Annotated in this window: 17 protein-coding genes; 10 read left to right on the top strand and 7 right to left on the bottom strand. The window is 48.5% G+C overall.

The annotated features are described in order from the left end of the window. Window positions 1–131: 131 nt before the first annotated feature. From uvrB to cysW, 4 genes are all read left to right on the top strand, one after another. Window positions 132–2,132, top strand: coding sequence for an excinuclease ABC subunit UvrB (uvrB, locus tag AB3R30_RS21860; protein WP_458651326.1), 2,001 nt, complete (start codon window positions 132–134; stop codon window positions 2,130–2,132). A 193-nt stretch (window positions 2,133–2,325) separates the two neighbouring features. Beyond that, on the top strand, window positions 2,326–2,892 hold the full coding sequence (locus AB3R30_RS21855; RefSeq protein ID WP_458651325.1) for a Uma2 family endonuclease: 567 nt from the start codon (window positions 2,326–2,328) through the stop codon (window positions 2,890–2,892). A 233-nt stretch (window positions 2,893–3,125) separates the two neighbouring features. Further along, window positions 3,126–3,980: a sulfate ABC transporter permease subunit CysT gene (gene cysT / locus AB3R30_RS21850; protein ID WP_458651324.1), complete on the top strand. Its 855-nt coding sequence runs from the start codon at window positions 3,126–3,128 to the stop codon at window positions 3,978–3,980. Continuing rightward, window positions 3,970–4,854: a sulfate ABC transporter permease subunit CysW gene (cysW, locus tag AB3R30_RS21845; protein WP_458651323.1), complete on the top strand. Its 885-nt coding sequence runs from the start codon at window positions 3,970–3,972 to the stop codon at window positions 4,852–4,854. Before cysT ends, cysW begins: the two co-directional genes overlap by 11 nt. Before the next feature lie 117 nt (window positions 4,855–4,971). Here cysW and phnE read toward each other — a convergent pair whose 3' ends face one another. The 3 genes from phnE to AB3R30_RS21830 are packed head-to-tail and all read right to left on the bottom strand — an operon-like array spanning window position 4,972 to window position 7,497. Beyond that, a complete protein-coding gene (gene phnE / locus AB3R30_RS21840) occupies window positions 4,972–5,760 on the bottom strand; it encodes a phosphonate ABC transporter, permease protein PhnE (RefSeq protein WP_458651322.1) in 789 nt (262 codons plus the stop codon). Beyond that, a complete protein-coding gene (locus AB3R30_RS21835; RefSeq protein WP_458651321.1) occupies window positions 5,757–6,509 on the bottom strand; it encodes a phosphonate ABC transporter ATP-binding protein in 753 nt (250 codons plus the stop codon). Before AB3R30_RS21835 ends, phnE begins: the two co-directional genes overlap by 4 nt. Beyond that, window positions 6,493–7,497: a phosphate/phosphite/phosphonate ABC transporter substrate-binding protein gene (locus AB3R30_RS21830; RefSeq protein WP_458651320.1), complete on the bottom strand. Its 1,005-nt coding sequence runs from the start codon at window positions 7,495–7,497 to the stop codon at window positions 6,493–6,495. Before AB3R30_RS21830 ends, AB3R30_RS21835 begins: the two co-directional genes overlap by 17 nt. A gap of 240 nt (window positions 7,498–7,737) precedes the next feature. On the opposite strand from AB3R30_RS21830, the gene AB3R30_RS21825 reads away from it, so the two are divergent. Then, on the top strand, window positions 7,738–8,643 hold the full coding sequence (locus AB3R30_RS21825; RefSeq protein ID WP_458651319.1) for an SDH family Clp fold serine proteinase: 906 nt from the start codon (window positions 7,738–7,740) through the stop codon (window positions 8,641–8,643). 29 nt (window positions 8,644–8,672) lie between these two features. Further along, window positions 8,673–9,425, top strand: coding sequence for a DUF554 domain-containing protein (locus AB3R30_RS21820; RefSeq protein WP_458651318.1), 753 nt, complete (start codon window positions 8,673–8,675; stop codon window positions 9,423–9,425). A gap of 94 nt (window positions 9,426–9,519) precedes the next feature. Here the strand turns inward: AB3R30_RS21820 and AB3R30_RS21815 are convergent, their stop codons facing one another. Continuing rightward, window positions 9,520–10,731: a glycosyltransferase family 2 protein gene (locus AB3R30_RS21815; protein ID WP_458651317.1), complete on the bottom strand. Its 1,212-nt coding sequence runs from the start codon at window positions 10,729–10,731 to the stop codon at window positions 9,520–9,522. A 245-nt stretch (window positions 10,732–10,976) separates the two neighbouring features. On the opposite strand from AB3R30_RS21815, the gene AB3R30_RS21810 reads away from it, so the two are divergent. Next, window positions 10,977–11,717, top strand: a complete 741-nt coding sequence (locus tag AB3R30_RS21810) for a response regulator transcription factor (RefSeq protein WP_458651344.1) — start codon at window positions 10,977–10,979, stop codon at window positions 11,715–11,717. On the opposite strand, the gene AB3R30_RS21805 is transcribed toward AB3R30_RS21810, so the two are convergent. Then, the gene (locus AB3R30_RS21805) at window positions 11,714–12,394 is read right to left on the bottom strand and encodes a glutathione S-transferase family protein (RefSeq protein ID WP_458651316.1); all 681 of its coding nucleotides are present in this window, start codon (window positions 12,392–12,394) and stop codon (window positions 11,714–11,716) included. The two genes, AB3R30_RS21810 and AB3R30_RS21805, sit on opposite strands and share 4 nt — an antisense overlap. Before the next feature lie 211 nt (window positions 12,395–12,605). Between AB3R30_RS21805 and AB3R30_RS21800 the strand changes: the two genes are divergently transcribed. After that, window positions 12,606–14,696, top strand: coding sequence for a GAF domain-containing protein (locus tag AB3R30_RS21800; RefSeq protein WP_458651315.1), 2,091 nt, complete (start codon window positions 12,606–12,608; stop codon window positions 14,694–14,696). A gap of 118 nt (window positions 14,697–14,814) precedes the next feature. Then, a complete protein-coding gene (locus AB3R30_RS21795; RefSeq protein WP_458651314.1) occupies window positions 14,815–15,132 on the top strand; it encodes a TIGR03792 family protein in 318 nt (105 codons plus the stop codon). Between the two features lie 56 nt (window positions 15,133–15,188). On the opposite strand, the gene AB3R30_RS21790 is transcribed toward AB3R30_RS21795, so the two are convergent. Beyond that, on the bottom strand, window positions 15,189–15,479 hold the full coding sequence (locus tag AB3R30_RS21790; RefSeq protein ID WP_458651313.1) for a hypothetical protein: 291 nt from the start codon (window positions 15,477–15,479) through the stop codon (window positions 15,189–15,191). Window positions 15,480–15,836: 357 nt separating this feature from the next. Here AB3R30_RS21790 and AB3R30_RS21785 point away from each other — a divergent pair, with 357 nt between their 5' ends. Continuing rightward, complete coding sequence (locus AB3R30_RS21785) at window positions 15,837–16,961, top strand: murein hydrolase activator EnvC family protein (RefSeq protein ID WP_458651343.1); 1,125 nt, start codon at window positions 15,837–15,839, stop codon at window positions 16,959–16,961. Between the two features lie 79 nt (window positions 16,962–17,040). On the opposite strand, the gene AB3R30_RS21780 is transcribed toward AB3R30_RS21785, so the two are convergent. Further along, entirely contained in the window at window positions 17,041–18,543 is a 1,503-nt protein-coding gene (locus AB3R30_RS21780; protein ID WP_458651312.1) for an AAA family ATPase, read from the bottom strand. Window positions 18,544–18,684: the final 141 nt, after the last annotated feature.

The following is an 18,684-nucleotide window of genomic DNA, read 5'->3' as shown; positions in this document are numbered from 1 at the left end:
CGTGGAAATCGCTACACTGGAAAAGCATATTGGGGATTAGAAAAAGGGAAAAAAGAACAGAAGAAACACCTCCGTCCGAACTCAAAACTTAAATTCCGCTCCTGATCTCCATACTCCACATTTTTTGAACTATGGCGCAGTTCGATATTCAAGCTCCGTTTGAACCCGCAGGCGACCAGCCCAAAGCGATCGCCCAAATTCTGGAATCCATTAACGCTGGCAACCGCTACACGACTTTGTTAGGCGCAACCGGAACGGGTAAAACCCACACGATGGCGCGAGTGATCGACACGCTAGGTAGACCCACTCTGGTTTTGGCACACAATAAAACCCTAGCAGCGCAGTTGTGTAATGAGTTGCGCGAGTTTTTTCCAGACAATGCCGTTGAATATTTCATCAGCTATTACGACTACTATCAGCCCGAAGCCTACATTCCTGTTAGCGATACTTATATTGCCAAAACTTCATCGATTAACGAAGAAATTGATATGTTGCGGCACTCGGCAACGCGATCGCTGTTTGAGCGGCGGGATGTGATTGTAGTTGCCTCTATTAGCTGCATTTATGGTTTGGGGATTCCCTCGGAATATTTGAAAGCGGCGATTCCTCTGCGAGTCGGGGAAGAAATTAACCTGCGGGGAGCAATTCGGGATTTAATCTCAGTCCAATATACCCGCAACGACTTAGAGTTAGGGCGCGGTCGGTTTCGGATTAAGGGCGATGTGCTGGAAATTGGTCCGGCTTACGAAGATCGGATTATTCGAGTTGAGTTTTTTGGCGACGAAATTGAAGCGATTCGCTACATCGATCCGGTGACGGGCACCACGTTACAAAGCATGGACGGCGTGAATATTTACCCCGCTCGTCACTTTGTTACGCCAGAGGATCGGCTGAAGGAAGCCTGCGACGATATTGAAAAAGAACTGCGCGATCGCCTGCTGTTTTTGGAAACTCACGGCAAGTTATTAGAAGCCCAACGACTCGAACAACGCACCCGCTACGATCTGGAAATTTTGCGAGAAGTGGGCTTTTGCAACGGCGTAGAAAACTATTCCCGGCACCTCGCCGGACGGAAAGCGGGAGAATCCCCTGAATGCCTGCTCGACTATTTTCCCAAAGATTGGCTCTTAGTGATTGACGAATCTCACGTCACCATTCCCCAACTGCGCGCCATGTATAACGGCGACCAATCCCGTAAAGGCGTACTGATTGAGCATGGGTTCCGCTTACCCAGCGCCGCCGATAATCGCCCGCTCAAAGCCGAGGAGTTTTGGGAGAAGGTGAACCAATGTGTGTTTGTCTCTGCGACTCCGGGCGAGTGGGAACTAGAGATTTCTGAAGATCACATTGTCGATCAAATCATTCGTCCAACGGGCGTACTCGACCCAGAAATTTTTGTGCGTCCGACTCAAGGGCAAGTGGATGATCTATTTGGCGAAATCCAAGAGCGAGTGCCTAAAGATGAGCGGGTTTTAGTGACGACTCTGACTAAGCGGATGGCGGAAGATCTGACGGAATATTTTCAAGAGCGCGGCATTCGGGTTCGTTACCTCCATTCTGAAATCAACTCGATTGAGCGGATTGAAATTTTGCAAGGGCTGCGGGAAGGGGATTTTGATGTGCTGATTGGGGTGAACTTACTGCGGGAAGGATTGGATTTACCGGAGGTTTCCCTGGTCGCCATTTTGGATGCGGACAAGGAAGGCTATTTGCGGGCAGAGCGATCGCTGATTCAAACGATCGGACGAGCAGCGCGTCATGTGGACGGCAAGGCGATTCTCTATGGCGACAACATGACCAAGAGCATGGAAAAAGCGATCTCTGAAACAGAACGCCGCCGCGCTGTTCAGAGCAAATACAACGAAGACAACGGCATCACGCCTTATTCCATCATCAAACGGCAAAACAACTCCATTCTCAAGTTTTTGGATGTGTCTCGCCGACTCAAGGCAAATGAACTGGAAGAGGTTTACGTTCATGCTAGTGAGATTCCGATGGAAAATATCCCGGACATCATCGTCCAAATGGAAGCTCAGATGAAAGAATCGGCGAAAAAGCTGGAGTTTGAAAAAGCCGCCGAGTTTCGCGACAAAATTAAACATCTGCGCGATAAGTTGCTAGGACGCAAGTAAGGGCGACAAAGACTGCCCTCACCCTAGCCCTCTCCCAAAGGAGAGGGAACAAGACTTTCAGCGCCCTTCTCTTTTAGGAGAAGCAACCGTCTTAAAACTAACCGCGATAGCGTAAGCGCTGTTTCTTGGATGCTCGAAGGGCTTTTGTCAGTTCGCACGATAGGCTAGACTTACAACATTTTGGCAAGTCAATATGGTTGCAACCCCTACCAAAACCCTGACGCTCAACGAATTTCTTGCCCTGCCAGAAACTAAACCTGCCAGCGAATTTGTCAGTGGCAAAATCATCCAAAAACCAATGCCAAAGAGTAAGCATTCCATTATTCAAGCTAAACTCGCTGCGGCAATCAATCAGGTTGCAGAATCTCAAAAGCTGGCATTTGCTTTTCCAGAATTACGCTGCACGTTTGGCGATCGCTCCCTGGTGCCGGATCTAGTTGTATTGGATTGGCAAACGATTGAATTTGATGCAGTGGGCGAACCGACCGATGATGTGTTTGTGGCACCCGATTGGACGATTGAAATTCTGTCGCCTAACCAAAGCGCCAACCCAGTCATCGACAAAATTTTGCATTGCCTAAATCATGGCACTCAATTAGGCTGGTTGATTGATGCCAGCGATCGCTCGATCCTGACCTTTGCCCCCAATCAAACGCCTCGGCTGTATGTCGGTGAACAGCCCTTGCCCATTCTCGACAAGCGGACTCTAGTGATTACACCCGTTCAAATTTTTAGCTGGCTTAAGCTCGGACAGGATTAAACGCCGCCGCACATTTACAAACTACCTGCTTCCTCAAAGGTGACATTTTCATAGAGAAGGGCGATCTCACAGCTAAAGTCGATGCTTTCTAACGCGATCATGTCTCCGAACATTCCAGAACATAAACTTGGGTATTGGGTTAATTCTTCTAATTGCTATTAAATACGGTTTTCCTATCAGACTTAAGTAGATTAAGATAGCGTTTATTCTTAATCTTCTGGTTTGAACTATTCATGACTGCGTCTTCTACTTCAGCTATATCTCAGGGGCAGCGCTTCTGGGGTTTCTTCAAGCGGATTCCCTGGCTTTGGATCATTACAGCAGGCTATTTGTTCTTTATGCTGGCGCTGCCCACTGCGGCGCTTTTTTTGAAGGCAGCCAGTGAGGGACCCGTAAAATTTTGGCAAGTGGCAACCAGTCCGATCGCGTTATCTGCCTACGAAGTGACCTTTGTGACTGCGTTTGGGGCGGCGCTCATTAATGGTCTTTTTGGTACGCTAATCGCTTGGGTGTTAACGCGGTATACCTTTCCGTTGAAGCGGGTGATTGATGCGGCTGTCGATTTGCCGTTTGCGTTACCCACGTCGGTTGCGGGTTTGACTTTGGCGACGGTATACAGCGATAACGGCTGGATTGGATCTTTACTGGCACCCTTGGGCATTAAGATCGCTTTCACGCGGTCGGGGATTGCGATCGCCATGCTGTTGATTTCCTTGCCTTTTGTGGTTCGCACGGTTCAGCCCGTATTAGCAGAATTGGAAAAAGAGATCGAAGAAGCGGCTTGGTCGTTAGGGGCTTCTCAATTTCAAACTTTTTGGCGCGTTGTATTGCCTCCGCTGATGCCTGCCATTTTAACGGGAGTAGCTCTGGGCTTTGCTCGTGCGGTTGGAGAATATGGTTCAGTGGTGATCATCGCCTCCAATACGCCCTTTCAAGATTTGATTGCTCCGGTCTTAATCTTCCAACGGTTGGAGCAATACGATTACTCCGGGGCAACCATCATTGGAGCAGTGTTGTTGACTATTTCGCTGATCCTGCTGTTCTTGATCAATTTATTGCAAGCTTGGGGTCGCCGTTATGACATCTAATTTAGACTCGTCTTCTGATCTACATGGCTCGATTAAATCCACTACTGTGTCGCGAGATCGCCCCTGGGTCTCAGGTGTTTTGATTGGAATTGCGATCGCCTACCTAACCCTAATCCTGTTTATCCCAACCATCAACGTGTTTGTACAGGCATTTGCTAAAGGCTGGGCACCTTTCTTTGCCAATCTAATCGAGGCAAATTTTTTAACCGCCGTCAATCTCACTCTGATCATTGCCCTGATTGTAGTTCCCATTAACACCGTGTTTGGATTGTGTGCTGCGTGGCTAATTGCCCGCAAGCATTTTCGAGGACGTGCCTTTGTCATCAGCATTTTAGATGTGCCGTTTTCTGTGTCTCCCGTGGTGGCAGGGCTGATGATTGTTTTGCTCTATGGTCGCAATGGCTGGTTTGGTCCATTTTTGGAGCAATATGACCTCAAAGTTATCTTTGCGTTGCCAGGAATGATTTTGGCAACGGCATTTGTCACGATTCCATTTGTTGCCCGCGAAGTCATTCCAGTATTAGAAGAAGCCGGTGCAGAGCAAGAAGAAGCCGCAAAGACTCTGGGAGCAAACGGTTGGCAGACTTTTTGGCGGATTACCTTACCCAATATCCGTTGGGGATTGTTGTATGGTGTGCTGCTAACTAATGCCAGAGCGATGGGCGAGTTTGGCGCAGTGTCGGTGGTGTCGGGCAATATTATTGGAAAAACCCAAACCTTGCCGCTGTTTGTGGAAGATGCTTACAAGCAATATCAAACTGAAGCCGCATTTTCTGCCGCTGTATTGCTGGCGTTGTTGGCGCTGGTGACGTTGGTATTGAAAGAAATTTTGGAGCGCAAAACTAGTATTAAGGAAGTGCGGGATGAAGTGTAATCCCGTTTTGAGTTTTGTTCGCGTAGCGTCGACCTAGGAGATATTTTGAGTTTTGAGTTTTGAAAGCTTTACCCAATCATGGTCTTAACTAAGATCTGTCGCATTCTTTATACCCGTTTAATCGGCTTCCAAACGGCGACGGAGATGGCTACTGAGCGCATCAATCACAGTGACGACGACCCATAGCACCAGCATCATGGTGGTGGCTTTAGGATATTCAAACCCGCGAATGTAGCTGACTAGTTCAAAGCCAATCCCTCCCGCGCCGACTACACCCAACACGGAAGCGGCGCGGATATTGTATTCAAACATATAGAGGGTGTAGCCTAAGCTGAGGGGCAAAATTTGGGGCAAAATGCCATATTGAGCCACTTGCAGCCAAGATGCTCCAGAAACTTCTAGGGCTTCGAGCGATCGCCGCTCCACCGACTCGATCGCCTCTTGATAGAACTTTGCCAGATAACCGATGGTGTAAATGCCTAATGCCAAGGTTCCAGCGGGGGCACCCAAACCCGTGGCAGCAACAAATAATAACCCCAGCACGATCGAGGGCACCGATCGCACCAGGTTTTGCAGCAGGTTAGCAAACAACTGTATCCAGCGGGGCGCTAAATTCTGGGCAGAGAGAACGGCGATCGGCACCGACAAAATCGCCCCGATCGTGGTGCCCCACAGCGACATTTGGATGGTTTCTACCAGCGCCTTCCCTGCCACATCCAGAACGCTCCAATCAGGCGGAAATAGGCGCGAAATAAAATCGACCACATAGGGAACACTGGTTCTCAGCAATTCCAGGTCAACTTGCAGCCCTCGCAATGCCCAGCCATAAACCAGCACAACACCGACTCCACTCAGGAGATACCTGAGCCATGCGGTACGCTGCCAAAAGTGCTTTAAATCCTTCATGTTCCTGATGCCTGCGTTTGGAAGTGCCCTGAAAGCTGATGGGGAGACCCATCATGAATCACTGTGCCCTGATCTAAAACGATCGCCCGTTCTGCATAGTTGGCAGCGATCGCTAACTCATGTAGCACTGCCACAATCGTGATCCCGTCGTAGTTCAACTGCGCCAATGTATCCATAACTTGCTGCGCGGCTAACACATCAAGTCCAGCGATCGGTTCATCGACCAACAGGATTTTGGGCGATTGGATCAAGGCACGGGCGATCGCCACACGCTGCTGCTGGCCGCCACTCAAACGGCTCGTTTTTTGAGATGCCCAGTCTTTTAACCCCAACTGATCCAATAGCTCTAGGGCATGGCGGCGATCGCGGTTGCTAAACCCGGTGAGGGTGCGCCAACTGGATACATGCCCCAAGCGTCCGCAAAGGACATTATCCACTGCCGACAACTGCGGAATTAAGCCGCCACCTTGAAACAGCATCCCCATTTTTTGTCGAATTTGCGGTAAATTGCGCGACGACAAAGGTATACCAGCGATCGCCACGCTGCCTTGGTGAATGGGCACTAAGCCTACGAGCGATCGCAATAGGGTTGATTTTCCTGCCCCATTCAAACCCAGCAGGGTGACAAATTCTCCCATTTGAATCGTGAAATTAACCCGGTTTAAAATGGGACGCTGCAACGCTGCTAGGTAAGCAGTTTGAAGGTTTTGGCAGACAATCGCTGCTAGCGGATTATTCGATTCCTGCACGCTTAAGCGCCTCACGCATCGGGCTTAGATGGCGATCGTGATCCACACGCACCAAGTTTGTCGCATTGCCCAAATCTTTGAGTAGTTTGTTATTGGCAGGCTCATTCAGCTTCATCATGGCATTGATCAGCTTATTGCGAGTCGCTGTTGGCATATCAGCATCGATCGCCACCCCGTGCGCCGGAACATTAGAAACAAACGCCAGCACCCGTAGTTTTTTAGCCTCTTCTGCAGTGATGTAAGGCGGTCTTAAGGTGTATTCAGAGACGGCTGCTACATCGGCTTGACCCCGCAACACCGCTTGAAGGGCACCGCTATATCCATTGCCATAGGCGACCTGTCCGAAGAAATCTTTGACGCGATCGCGGTTGGGCACCAGCCCTTGTTTCACCATCTCAGCCACCGGAAAAATGAACCCAGAACCAGACGTGGGAGAAGTAAAAGCCATTTTCTTGCCGCGCAGTTGTTGTAGCGTTTGAGTGTTAGAACCTCTCGTTTTAAGCGGGCTATCCTTCGGCACCACGAAAATAGAGCGGTAAGTATGCCCACCCGAATAGTTAGGTCGCACTTCTGCCAAATATAGCTTGGCATTTGCCAACTGTTGCGCCTTCAAAGCAGGGCGACTGCTCAAAAACGCCACATCGGCTCGGTTTGCCCGCAATGCTTCCACGGCTGCTGTATCGTCGGCAATCACTCCCTCCACAGGCATTCCCATTTGACGGCTTAAAAAGCTAGCGACAGCATCAACTTTAGTTTTTAGATCCGTGGCATCTGCTCGCCCTGGAAACACGATTCTTATTTTTTTCGTTTGTGCCTGAGCAAGTAGTTGATTACTAAATGCACTAGAAGACTGAAACTGAAGGGCTACTGGCTCAGTTGCGATCGCACTATTACCGAACAAAGAAGCTGAAGAAACCGCCGCATTAAAGCTAACAAAACTGATAAAAGTAGCGCCAGCAGCTAGTTTAAGCCATTGAATAGAAACCATTGTCATCCTCAAGTAAAAGTAACAATTACAGCATCATATTTTAAGATACCTGTAAAAAGCCAATTTTTATCTTATAACTACTTGAGAACTAGCTTCAACTACTAATAAAAGAATTTTTCAACAGGAAGCAGTAGAAAAAAGAAGAACCGATCCTGGATTCTGCAAAATGGTAGAGAGTTTTTTCCAGCAACTTGAAATAATGTAAGCGCACAATCCACATAGTTCAGGAGTGAGGTTGCAGTGAATTTTAATTTTTTCGATTTGTTCTGGGTTTTTCTAGCCATTTCCTCTTTGCAACCTCTTTTGCAAAAGTATCAAGTCGGAGCGCGTCGAGTGCAGGCATTAAAACAGTTTGAACAGCAACGCAACAGCCGAGTTATTTTATTAATCCATCGGCAAGAATCGCTAAGCCTCTTGGGTATCCCACTTTCCCGCTACATCACTATTGAGGATTCCGAGCAAATTCTTCGCGCTGTTCGGCTAACTCCACCGGACGTGCCAATCGACTTGATTTTGCATACCCCCGGCGGCTTGGTGCTGGCAACCGAGCAGATTGCTAGAGCGCTGATTCGCCATCCTGCGAAGGTAACGGTATTTGTGCCTCACTACGCCATGAGCGGCGGTACGATGCTGGCACTGGCTGCCGATGAAATTGTGATGGATGCGAATGCGGTTTTGGGTCCGGTTGATCCCCAGTTAGGCAACTTTCCGGCTGCTAGCATTCTCAAAGTAGTAGACCAAAAAAACGTGGACAGAATCGGCGACGAAATGTTGATCATGGCGGATCTGTCTCGTAAGGCAATTCAGCAGGTGCAGCGATTTGTGCGTACCCTGCTGATGGATGATGTACCCACGCAAAAAATCGCCCCCGAAAAGGTTGAGTCAATTATTGAAGCGCTGACGACTGGGCAAGTGACCCACGATTACCCGATTACGGTTGAAGAAGCGACTAGTCTGGGTTTACCAGTCTCCGCTGGGTTGCCCCGCAGCATTTATGATCTGATGGAACTGTATCCGCAGGCGCAGGGCGGTAAACCCTCTGTGCAATACATCCCCATGCCCTACGCGCCTCTACGCCCAACCTTGCCAGAGCCGAAAGGTAGACCGCTGCCAGAGTCGAATGCCAAAGTGGAGGGTATCGGCTAACTTGGAGGAATTGTAGCGGAACGGAATGGGTGACTTTAGATTTTTGGACGAGGACGAGCGGCACCTGGATCAACGTTCTAGCGATCGCATTGGGAACGGCGGCTGGTTCACTACTGCGGGGTCGCTTGCCCTTTAGAATGATTACCGTGATTACTCAGGGGGTGGGGTTGCTCACAGCTTTTTTAGGCTTCACAATGGCGGAAAATTTAACCAAAGTGCAAGCAGGTTTATTTGATGGCATCATTTTAGGGTTGATTGCGTTGGTGGTTGGGGGCTTGCTGGGTGAATGGGCACAGATTGAAGAACGGCTGATGACACTGGGCGATCGCCTGAAGCACCAGTTCAGCGGCGGCAGCACGTTTACCGAGGGTTTTGTTGCGGCTAGTTTACTGTTTTGCGTGGGACCGATGGCAATTTTAGGCAGCTTGAGTAATGGGCTGACGGGTGACAATCGGATTTTGCTGCTCAAAAGCACCATGGACGGATTAGCTGCGATCGCCTTTACCAGCAGTTTTGGCGTAGGCGTGGGATTTTCTGCATTCATGATTTTGCTTTACCAAGGAAGTTTGTCTTTATTGGCAGGCACCCTCGCCCAAATTATCCCTGACCCAGCGACTGCACCGCCCATTTTATTGACTACTGGCGTAGGCGGCTTAATGATTCTAGGAATTGGATTCAACCTGCTAGACATCGCTAAAATTCGGATTGCCGCCTTTTTGCCCGCCTTGCTGATGGCACCTATTTTGTATCAGCTTGCGATCGCGTTAGGGAGTGCGAAATAGTTTAGTGGTGTGTCAAACACTCAATCGAGTTTCATGGGCGTGGCAAGTATGGAAATAGCGAGTGCGAACTTCGTAATTCGCCATTCGTAATTCGTCAGGCTCCTTTGAGGGATCTGCCGCGCCAAGTCCAGCCCCAGCCTGTTTCGGTTTTAATGATAGAGCCAAGGATAATGGCTGTAACGAAGGCTCCCCCCAAACCAGTGAGCCACCAGTAGCGGGGTGGAATGGCGGATAGTTGAGCGATCGCGCGACGGATTGGGTAGTGCAACAGGATAGTAGCAAAGGCAAGGGCAATCGCAAGTCCATCGAATGGTGTGAATCCGGTTAGCGATCCCTTGAGTAAAAGAGCGATCGCGGCTAACCAAGGGATCGTACACATCCAAAACATCAACAGCGCTGTTTGTAGCGTTAATCCCAAGTTTCGCTGGGAGCCGAGATACCAATTTTTTGTCCAGCCTTCCCACAGTGCCGCCCCTGATGGATACATTCGCAGGGTGCCCAACTCATGCCCTAAACCACAATGCAGCACCAACCCTTTTTGCTTAATCAACCGCGCTAGCTCCACATCTTCTACGACCTGACTGGCAACGGCTTGATGTCCGCCGATCTGCTCGTAAGCCGTCCGCCGAAACAGCATAAAGGGTCCGACCGCAAAAACGGTTTCAGAGTGGGGATCGTTAATTTGAGCAAAGTCTAGTCCTACTGCCAAGATGCCAGCAATTAGCGGTTGGGCTAACCACTCCGCTAAACAGCCACACACCAAAGTGGGCCAACAGGTTAGCAAATCAATCTGCGATCGCTGCACAAACTCTAACGCCGCCGGAATTGCACCGGGTTTCAGCCGCACATCGGCATCTAGGAACAGCAAAAAATCCCCGCTTGCTTGCTCCACTGCCTGCACACACGCCCAGTTTTTACCCACCCACGTTTCATCGGCGGGGCGGGGCTTTCCAGCAATCACTTCTAAGCGAGGATCGGCAAGGGTTGCCTGCAAATTTTGGGCGATCGCCAAGGTATCATCGGTCGATTGGTCATCCACAACCCAAACTTTTAACCAATCTGCTGATTTACCAGAACTGGCTAAAACAGCCGTAATGCAGGCTGCAATATTATCGGCTTCGTTGTAAGCTGGGATAATTACTGAAATCTTGGCAGGTGGACAGAGTGAAGTATTTGACGGTGTGACTAGAAGCCGAGGAGCAGAGGTTGCTGCCGATCGCAGCTTGCCCAAATACAGCAGTATCATGCCAAGCGCTAGCAGCAGTGCCAGCCCTAATAGTAAACTTATCCAAAGTGAAGCCATCATCCAATTCTTGAGAAAGGGGCACCGCATTCAGCCTATCGCAGCCAAGTCACAATCTATCCGAGGGTTTAAGGTTGGACAATTGAGCGCGATCGCCAAGTCCAAGTAAATTTGTTAACCAAAACCAAAAGAATTGTGACAGAATCTTGTTGTTTAGAAATATTAAAAACCTTGCGTATAGTTTCCATAAAATATCCGCAGTTTCTAGAATTCCTTAGTACACCCTCAGTAAATTACCTTACTTGATGATGCCTCGGATACTCGTCATTGATGACGACCCTGCAATTTCTGAATTAGTCGCCGTCAACCTGGAAATGGCTGGATATGATGTCAATCAGGCTCCAGATGGCATTAAAGGGCAAGCGATGGCATTGCAAATTCAGCCCGATTTGATCATGTTGGATCTCATGCTGCCCAAAGTGGATGGCTTTACGGTTTGCCAGCGCCTTCGGCGAGACGAGCGCACTGCTGATATTCCCGTGCTGATGCTGACTGCGCTCGGACAAACCCAGGATAAAGTCGATGGCTTTAATGCCGGTGCTGATGATTACCTGACAAAACCTTTTGAACTAGAGGAGATGCTGGCACGAGTTCGGGCATTGCTGCGCCGCACCGATCGCATTCCCCAAGCCGCCAAACATAGCGAGATTTTGAACTATGGACCGCTCACATTGGTGCCTGAGCGATTTGAGGCAATTTGGTTCGATCGCACTGTAAAACTGACCCATCTAGAATTTGAACTACTGCATTGCTTACTTCAGCGCCACGGGCAAACCGTTTCTCCCAGTGAAATTCTTAAAGAGGTCTGGGGCTACGATCCAAACGACGATATTGAAACGATTCGGGTGCATGTGCGTCATCTGCGGACTAAATTAGAACCAGACCCACGCCACCCGCGCTACATCAAAACCGTTTATGGCGCTGGCTATTGTCTGGAGTTACCCACAACGGTACAAGAGACTGAAAATCAACAATTTTTAGCAGGTTAGCAAGAAGCAGTTTCTAAGCCAGGTGGCAGCGATTCTGCACAGCGGTGATGCACTTCAACAATTCGCTCAAATAACCAGGGATAGGTTTGACAATAAACAGGAATTCGGGCAAGGGGACTCAGTAGGGCGGCGGCGGCAATATCTGCCACACTAAACTGATTGCCAACCAAGTAAGGTTGTTTCCAGCGATAGGCAAGCTCTGTTAAGGCGATGTCTAAGCGTTTAGCGGCTAAATCTACGACGGCGGTGTTAATGCCATATTGCCAGCGCACGACTTGAATAACCAACTGGCTGGCAAGGGATGGATCAAGCGGTTTGCCCTCTTGCGATCGAAACTGGTAGTAAACAAACCGAGCCGCAACGCCAATGCTTTCATCTAGCCAGTCTTCTAACAGGCAGGCTTGGGATTGCAAGATCGGATCGGGTAGCTCATAGGATGGCTCTGGTTGATAGGTTTGCAAAAAGTGGAGAATTTGGGTAGAGTCGGCGATCGCTGTGGGTAAACTGTCTTGTTCAGGCAGCAAGACGGGCAGTGTGGTTAGCCCCGTTAAAGGCTTTAAGCGCAGCGCATGTAAACCCGGTGTCAAGTTCTCCACAGTGTAGGAAATTTGCTTGTAGCCTAGGGCTAATCGAGCTTTACGGCAATAGTGTGAGGTACTAAACTGAAGCAACTTCATAAGGTAAGCATGAGCGAAAGAAAGAAGAGATGGGCAATCCTTAAACAGTATCGCTGAGATTTGACAGTTGCTATTTAATGAATCTAGGTCTGACAGCGCTAGTTTGATAGCCTACACTACAAACCTGATCGAAAATCATCCAGATGATAGGGAATGGTATCTACCTTGGGATAAGTTTCTGTAAATCAAGCCTGCTTTTTTAGAAATAACTATGGTTTTTTTGTCGATCGCTGTGCCTTTTTCTGATCGCCTGAAGTTGGGATCTTCATTGAGCCGATTCTGGCTGCCTCGATCGCACAACACGATACTGCGACGAGTCATTGACCGAATCCGCACTTCGTTAGAGCTAAAAGTCGTTTTACAAACTGCCGTAGACGAAGTTGCCGATTTATTGCAGGTCGATCGCTGTAGTTTTTTCTGGTACTTTCACGACACCCATCGCGTTCAAATTATGTGTGAAAGCGCCCCCTCTAGAAAGTCTGGGATTCATGATACTCAAACACTGCTTAAACCGTCTAGCCTAGGCTATTACCCTATGGAAACCTTTGGCAGCTTAGCCGACGCGATTGTCCGGGGAGAACTGGTGGTTAATCATGGAGCCGCGCGATCGCGAATCAGCGCGTGGATACAGCCGTTTATGCCTCGCTCAGTCCGCCGCCCAAAGTCCCCCATTTTTGGCTCCATTGCTAACGTGCTAGTCCCCCTAACCATGCAAGCGGGATCAATTGGCTTCCTTGCCTGTTTTTCAGAGCAGCCCCGGCGATGGTCATCTGCCGAAGTGGAACTGTTACAATCCATCGCTCAACAGCTTGAGATCGCCATTGGACAGGCGCAGTTGTATGAGAAAAGTCAAAAGCAGGCACAACGAGAACGCTTGGTGAACTGCATCACGGCACAAACTCGTCAAAGTTTTGAACTGGAAACAATTTTAAAAGGCGCGATCGCCCAGTTGTTAAACGCCCTTGCGATTGATCGCTGCCTGGTTCATTTAGTGGACGATCTCAATTCACCCGCTCCCGCAGCCCCGGCGGAATACCTGCATACTCCTATTACTCGGCAGTCTATTTTAAGAGAAAAACATCTGTATGAAGTTTGCCGACCGCCGTTTCTACCGTCCGTTGTAGAGTTTGACCTGAGCGGTCCCATTACTCAGTGGGTGATTCAAAATCGTCGCCCTGTGGCGATCGCCGATGTGAGCCAAGATCCCCGAATTGGGCAAAACAACCCAGAGTATCAACAGGCAGAAATCAAATCGTCCTTAGTCATTCCGGTGCAGGCAGGGGTTGATCTCTACGCCATTTTGTATCTGAACCAGTGTACTCAAGTGCGATACTGGTCAAAGAATGACCAAAAACTAGCTCAAGCAGTTGCCGATCAGCTAGCAATTTCAATTAAGCAAGCTCATTTATATGCCCAAACACAACAGCAGGCAGCCGCGAGTGAGGCACAGGCAAAGCATTTAGTCGAAACGCTACACCAACTGCGGCTGACTCAAACTCAACTGATTCAAAGCGAGAAAATGTCAAGTTTGGGGCGCGTGGTAGCAGGAGTTGCCCACGAAATTAACAATCCAATCAACTTCATTTCTGGCAACCTGCCCTACGTGGAAAATTACGTTCAAGATCTCACCGATTTGCTCCGTTCTTATCAAGAGCAGGGTGAGCAAAGCATCACGTTACAGCAGCGAGAAGAAGCCATTGAGCTTGATTTTCTGTTGGCAGATCTCCCCCGAATTTTGAATTCTATGAAGTCGGGAGCCGATCGCATTCGCCAAATTGTTCTCTCACTGCGAAACTTTGCCCGATTGGATGAAGCCCACTGTAAGCTTGTGGATATTCATGAAGGACTGGAAAGTACACTGTTGTTTTTACGCAGTCAGTTTAATGACGAGATTCAGGTGATCCGAAACTATGGACAGTTACCGCTGGTAACCTGCTATCCACAGCAGTTAAACCAAGCAATGATGAACATTTTGCTGAATGCCGCCGAAGCGCTCAAAAACTGGCAAGGACAGAAAACCATCGCGATCGCAACGGATCTAGTCTCAGCGACAGCCCTGCAACCTACCAAGGTTCGCATCATCATTACCGACAATGGACCCGGCATTCCTCAATCAATTCAATCCCAAATTTTCGATCCCTTTTTTACGACTAAAGAAATTGGACAGGGCAGCGGCTTAGGTCTCACAGTGAGCTATCAAACCATTGTCAACCAACATCAAGGACGGTTGGAATGTGTTTCTGAGGTGGGCTTGGGCACTGAATTTATGATTGAGATTCCTGTGAATCAGACCCAACCTTAAAAGTATGGAATTGAGAGTTCAGAATTTGGAATTTAGAAAGTGCGGAGTTGGCACTATTACGGCATGGAGCAAGTTGTACACTACCTAAAGCCCTATGAAACTAAATCGAGATTGACCTATGGTGATTGAGTGGCTGAAGTTTCAAGTGGCGGAAGAGTTACGGGAAGCTTTTATTCAAAAAGATGAGGAAATTTGGACGGCTGCGTTAGCCAAGTGTCCCGGCTTTTTAGGAAAGGAAGTATGGATTAGTCCCCAAGCTCCTCAAGAAGTGACGTTAGTGATTCATTGGGAAACTCGCGAGGCGTGGAAGTCGATTCCGCAAGAGTACTTGAATGCCACTGAGAAGCAGTTTAGTCAAGCCTTTGATGAGAACACTTACAATATTGTTGCAACGGCGGAGTACAGTGTGCGTAAGTTTATTCAACCGCGTAGCTAGTAAAAAATTGATCTTTTAGATGAGTTGATCTTTAGGTGGGTTGATTGTGAGGCTGACTAACGCTGCTGAATCGCTTGATGGCTGGAAAGCTGGGGATTGAGTGTTGTGGGCGATCGCATCTTCACCCATACTCTGTAGCGTTGTTGAAATGCTGTAACGACGATTGGGATGCCTTTTTGTAATAATTCAGTCGCGATCGGATAAATATCTAACCGCTGCTCCAATTTGAACTCCTGAAATAGTCCATACAAATCACTTTGATAGCGTATTCCGGGGCGCACCTCGCCATCCACATAAAAGTTGAATGGGTGAATCATTCGTTCAGTCAACAATTTTGGAAACATCATACGCCTTACCTAAAGTCCCGCTAGCTTTTTCACATTGTATGTATATTATTAATAAGTTTTTTGGGTCAATTGTCTGAATAGACTAATGAAATTACTGAATCTTGTTCTTAAAACGGCTTAAGCCTTTAAGTGATGGTACTGAACTCTACAAAAATATCTGTTAATTTTTCGTTAATCTACAGATTTTGGAATTGCGAAGTTTGCGCCATTCTTGCAGTAGGTGAGTAGAATTCCAGGGTGCTTTTCGCAATTGAGACGATGAACCCGATTTTGAAACAGGAAAGATTTGGTGTTAGGTGTCGGGTTTCGAGGGTCAGGCGGACGATCTGTCAGTGGGCGATTGCAGTCGGGGTGTTGATGATCAATCTAGCGATCGCAATGCCAGTCGAAGCGATACCTAATTCGGGGCACTATTTGGCGCAGGCATCTGTAGAAGATTTGCAGCGTCATCAACAAGAATTAGACCAGCAGCGATCGCAGCTTAATCAGAATCGGACTCAAAACAAAATTCAGGAAAGCATTGAGCAGGGCAAGCTAAAAGGACTGCAAAAAAATATTAAAGTCACTCAAAGCCAACTACAAGCAACCGAAACTCAGCTAAAAACTGCGATTCAAACACTGCAAGGATTAGAGGTGAAACTGGCTGCTGCTGAGCAAGGCTACCGCCAAAAACGGTTTTCCACAATTGCTCGTCTACAATTTTTGCAGCGCCAAAAGCTAGATCGCGGCTGGGCGGTGTTGCTCCAAAGCGAAAATTTGAATGAATTTTTAGATCGGCGTTCTCAGCTTAAGCGCTTATATCAAAGCGATCGCAAACGGTTAGCAGTTTTCAAAACCGATGCCGATCGCCTAGATCGCCAGCGGAATGCAGTGGAGCGTAAGAAAACTAAAGTAGGGCTACTAACTCAAGAACTTCTGGCACAAAAAGCAGATGCAGAAGGACAAATTGCCTACCAAAAAACTTCGATTGATCGGCTCAAAAGCGATCGCCGCGCCATGGAAACTGCTCAATCGCAATTAGAGCAAGATTCCGGTACGATCAGCCTGCTGATCCAACGTTACGCGGCTCAAAATCGTTACAACATTGCCTTTCGCGGCACGGGGCAACTGATTTTGCCCTGTTTAGGAGAAATCACAAGCGGGTTTGGCTGGCGGATGCATCCAGTCTTAGGCTACGAACGGTTTCATTCTGGAATGGATATCGGCGCAGATTATGGCACCACCATTCACGCCGCCGATCGCGGCACGGTGCTTTTTGCTGGCTGGTATGGCGGTTACGGCAACGCGGTAATCCTTGACCACGGCGGCAATATGACGACGCTGTATGCTCACGCTAGTGAACTATATGTGGAAGAAAGTCAAACTATTCAGCGCGGACAGGCGATCGCATCTGTGGGTTCAACCGGGCTTTCCACTGGACCTCACCTGCATTTTGAAGTTCGTCGAGATGGCGAACCCACCGACCCCGCCGCGTTTTTATAGCTGAAATATGGAGATTTCTAGAAAACAAAATACCTGTACGGGCAGGTTTAGCAAAGGATTTTTAGCAAATGATTATCGACTATAGCTTAATGCCTTTAAACCGACACGCCTGCCGTAAATCAGCCATTGCAATTGAAACAGAATGACTCGCCGCTGCACAAATTGCTGCGTCACGGGCAATCGCGTGAATCTCTCCACCCCTTAAGGGCAACCGCGCTAAGGCGTTCCAGTCGATATCATCTGCTAACGATATTTGGGCTGGAAAAGCTTCTTGCCATAACGTCAAACGATTGGCTCGGTTGGGTTTTGGAAAAGTTAAAATCTGGCTCATGTGCTGCTGCCAGCTTGGTTTAATCAATTCCTTGCGCTCAGTAGCAAAAATTGTTAGTGCGATCGCCCGATGTCGCGCCGCCAAAAATGGCTGTAGTGCTGCCAGAACAGCATCTCTCCCCAGCCAACAGTGAGCCGATTTCAGTAGTAATACAGTAGGTGGCTCAGCGATTAAATCCAAGAGCAACTGGCGGTGTTCAACTAAGTTAAGGCACGCTAAATCAACTGATCTTAAGGAAACCTGTAACTGTTGAGCGATCGCTTTCGCAGCGGTGGTTTTTCCCGTTCCCCTTTCCCCTACAAACAGTACGACGCTGCCCAAAGAATCTGCGGTATCCCCCGTTTGAAAACCCCATTGCTGATCCACCGATTGAGCATACTGAATGCGATCGCCCAAATGCTTCACCAAAGCCAGCAGCGCATCGGGTAACACGAGCTTCGACCATAGCGATTCTTCTAGGGTCGGATTGATCTGCAAAACTGTGTTTGTGTCTACACCAGATTTCAGATTCTCAGGCTTCCAAGTATCTAAATTCAAAGCAGGCAAAGGAGGTTCAACGCTAAGAGCATCGTTTTTTTGGAGCCAGCGATCGAGCGTTGTGACATCAGGCTGATCGGCTAGCAAATATTCAACAATTTGATTGGTTAACTTGATCGGATGCTCCAAAAACGGCTCTGTGCTTGAGGTTGGTAATCTTAAAATATCGCGTTGAATTAGCGTTGCGTCTGTTGCAAATGCCAGCCGCGCCGATCTCCATTCCCCATCATTACGACACAAAAGCCGTAGCACTAAATCAACCGTCGGCAAGCCAGAGGCAGCGCTTTGATTCGACTCCTGCAAAAAGTTATAGAGTTTGCTATAGCGCCGACTTACTTCTGGGGCTAGCGCCATCAACACGACATTTTTCTCAAAAGGAGTCAGGCTCAACCGTTGGCACAGGGTCGGCAAACCCAAGGCAACTCCATGCTGCTGACTCACTCGAATTTTTGCTTCCATCTGCTGCTGATAGCTCAGTCCACTGCCACCTTTGCGGGGCATATCCGCAGGCGAGTCAGATGAAATCGTCCCTTCCAAACTCACAATCCCCTTCCACCAGTGGCTCGTTACCCGATCTGCCTGCGATCGTGCCACCTGTTCAATCTCCTTCGTGTCCTTGCGTTGCCGTGCCACCGCTGTCGCCAACACCCGATCCAGCCACCCTAGCTCAGTTCTCAAGTAGCACCAGTTATCAAAGAAAGGCTCGATATCCATAAGAAAAGGCAAGGGCGAGGGGCGAGAGGTGAATAGCGAATGGCGAAGGGTAAATAGCGAATGTAAAACTCAAAACTCAAAACTCAAAACTCAAAACTCAAAACTCAAAACTCAAAACTCAAAACTCAAAACTCAAAACTC

It is taken from the genome of Sivoneniella epilithica UHCC 1019 (assembly GCF_040830845.1).
Taxonomy (GTDB): Bacteria; Cyanobacteriota; Cyanobacteriia; order Leptolyngbyales; family Leptolyngbyaceae; genus ULC077BIN1.
This window is presented reverse-complemented; position numbering and strand designations above follow the sequence as displayed.

Excerpts from the sequence above, each read along its gene's own strand:
- phnE (WP_458651322.1), bottom strand. The coding sequence starts at position 5,760 with ATGAAGGATTTAAAGCACTTTTGGCAGCGTACCGCATGGCTCAGGTAT.
- AB3R30_RS21800 (WP_458651315.1), top strand. The coding sequence starts at position 12,606 with ATGGTTTTTTTGTCGATCGCTGTGCCTTTTTCTGATCGCCTGAAGTTG.
- AB3R30_RS21855 (WP_458651325.1), top strand. The coding sequence starts at position 2,326 with ATGGTTGCAACCCCTACCAAAACCCTGACGCTCAACGAATTTCTTGCC.
- cysW (WP_458651323.1), top strand. The coding sequence starts at position 3,970 with ATGACATCTAATTTAGACTCGTCTTCTGATCTACATGGCTCGATTAAA.
- AB3R30_RS21830 (WP_458651320.1), bottom strand. The coding sequence starts at position 7,497 with ATGGTTTCTATTCAATGGCTTAAACTAGCTGCTGGCGCTACTTTTATC.
- AB3R30_RS21805 (WP_458651316.1), bottom strand. The coding sequence starts at position 12,394 with ATGAAGTTGCTTCAGTTTAGTACCTCACACTATTGCCGTAAAGCTCGA.
- AB3R30_RS21815 (WP_458651317.1), bottom strand. The coding sequence starts at position 10,731 with ATGATGGCTTCACTTTGGATAAGTTTACTATTAGGGCTGGCACTGCTG.
- AB3R30_RS21785 (WP_458651343.1), top strand. The coding sequence starts at position 15,837 with ATGATCAATCTAGCGATCGCAATGCCAGTCGAAGCGATACCTAATTCG.
- AB3R30_RS21810 (WP_458651344.1), top strand. The coding sequence starts at position 10,977 with ATGCCTCGGATACTCGTCATTGATGACGACCCTGCAATTTCTGAATTA.
- AB3R30_RS21790 (WP_458651313.1), bottom strand. The coding sequence starts at position 15,479 with ATGATGTTTCCAAAATTGTTGACTGAACGAATGATTCACCCATTCAAC.
- AB3R30_RS21795 (WP_458651314.1), top strand. The coding sequence starts at position 14,815 with ATGGTGATTGAGTGGCTGAAGTTTCAAGTGGCGGAAGAGTTACGGGAA.
- cysT (WP_458651324.1), top strand. The coding sequence starts at position 3,126 with ATGACTGCGTCTTCTACTTCAGCTATATCTCAGGGGCAGCGCTTCTGG.
- uvrB (WP_458651326.1), top strand. The coding sequence starts at position 132 with ATGGCGCAGTTCGATATTCAAGCTCCGTTTGAACCCGCAGGCGACCAG.
- AB3R30_RS21780 (WP_458651312.1), bottom strand. The coding sequence starts at position 18,543 with ATGGATATCGAGCCTTTCTTTGATAACTGGTGCTACTTGAGAACTGAG.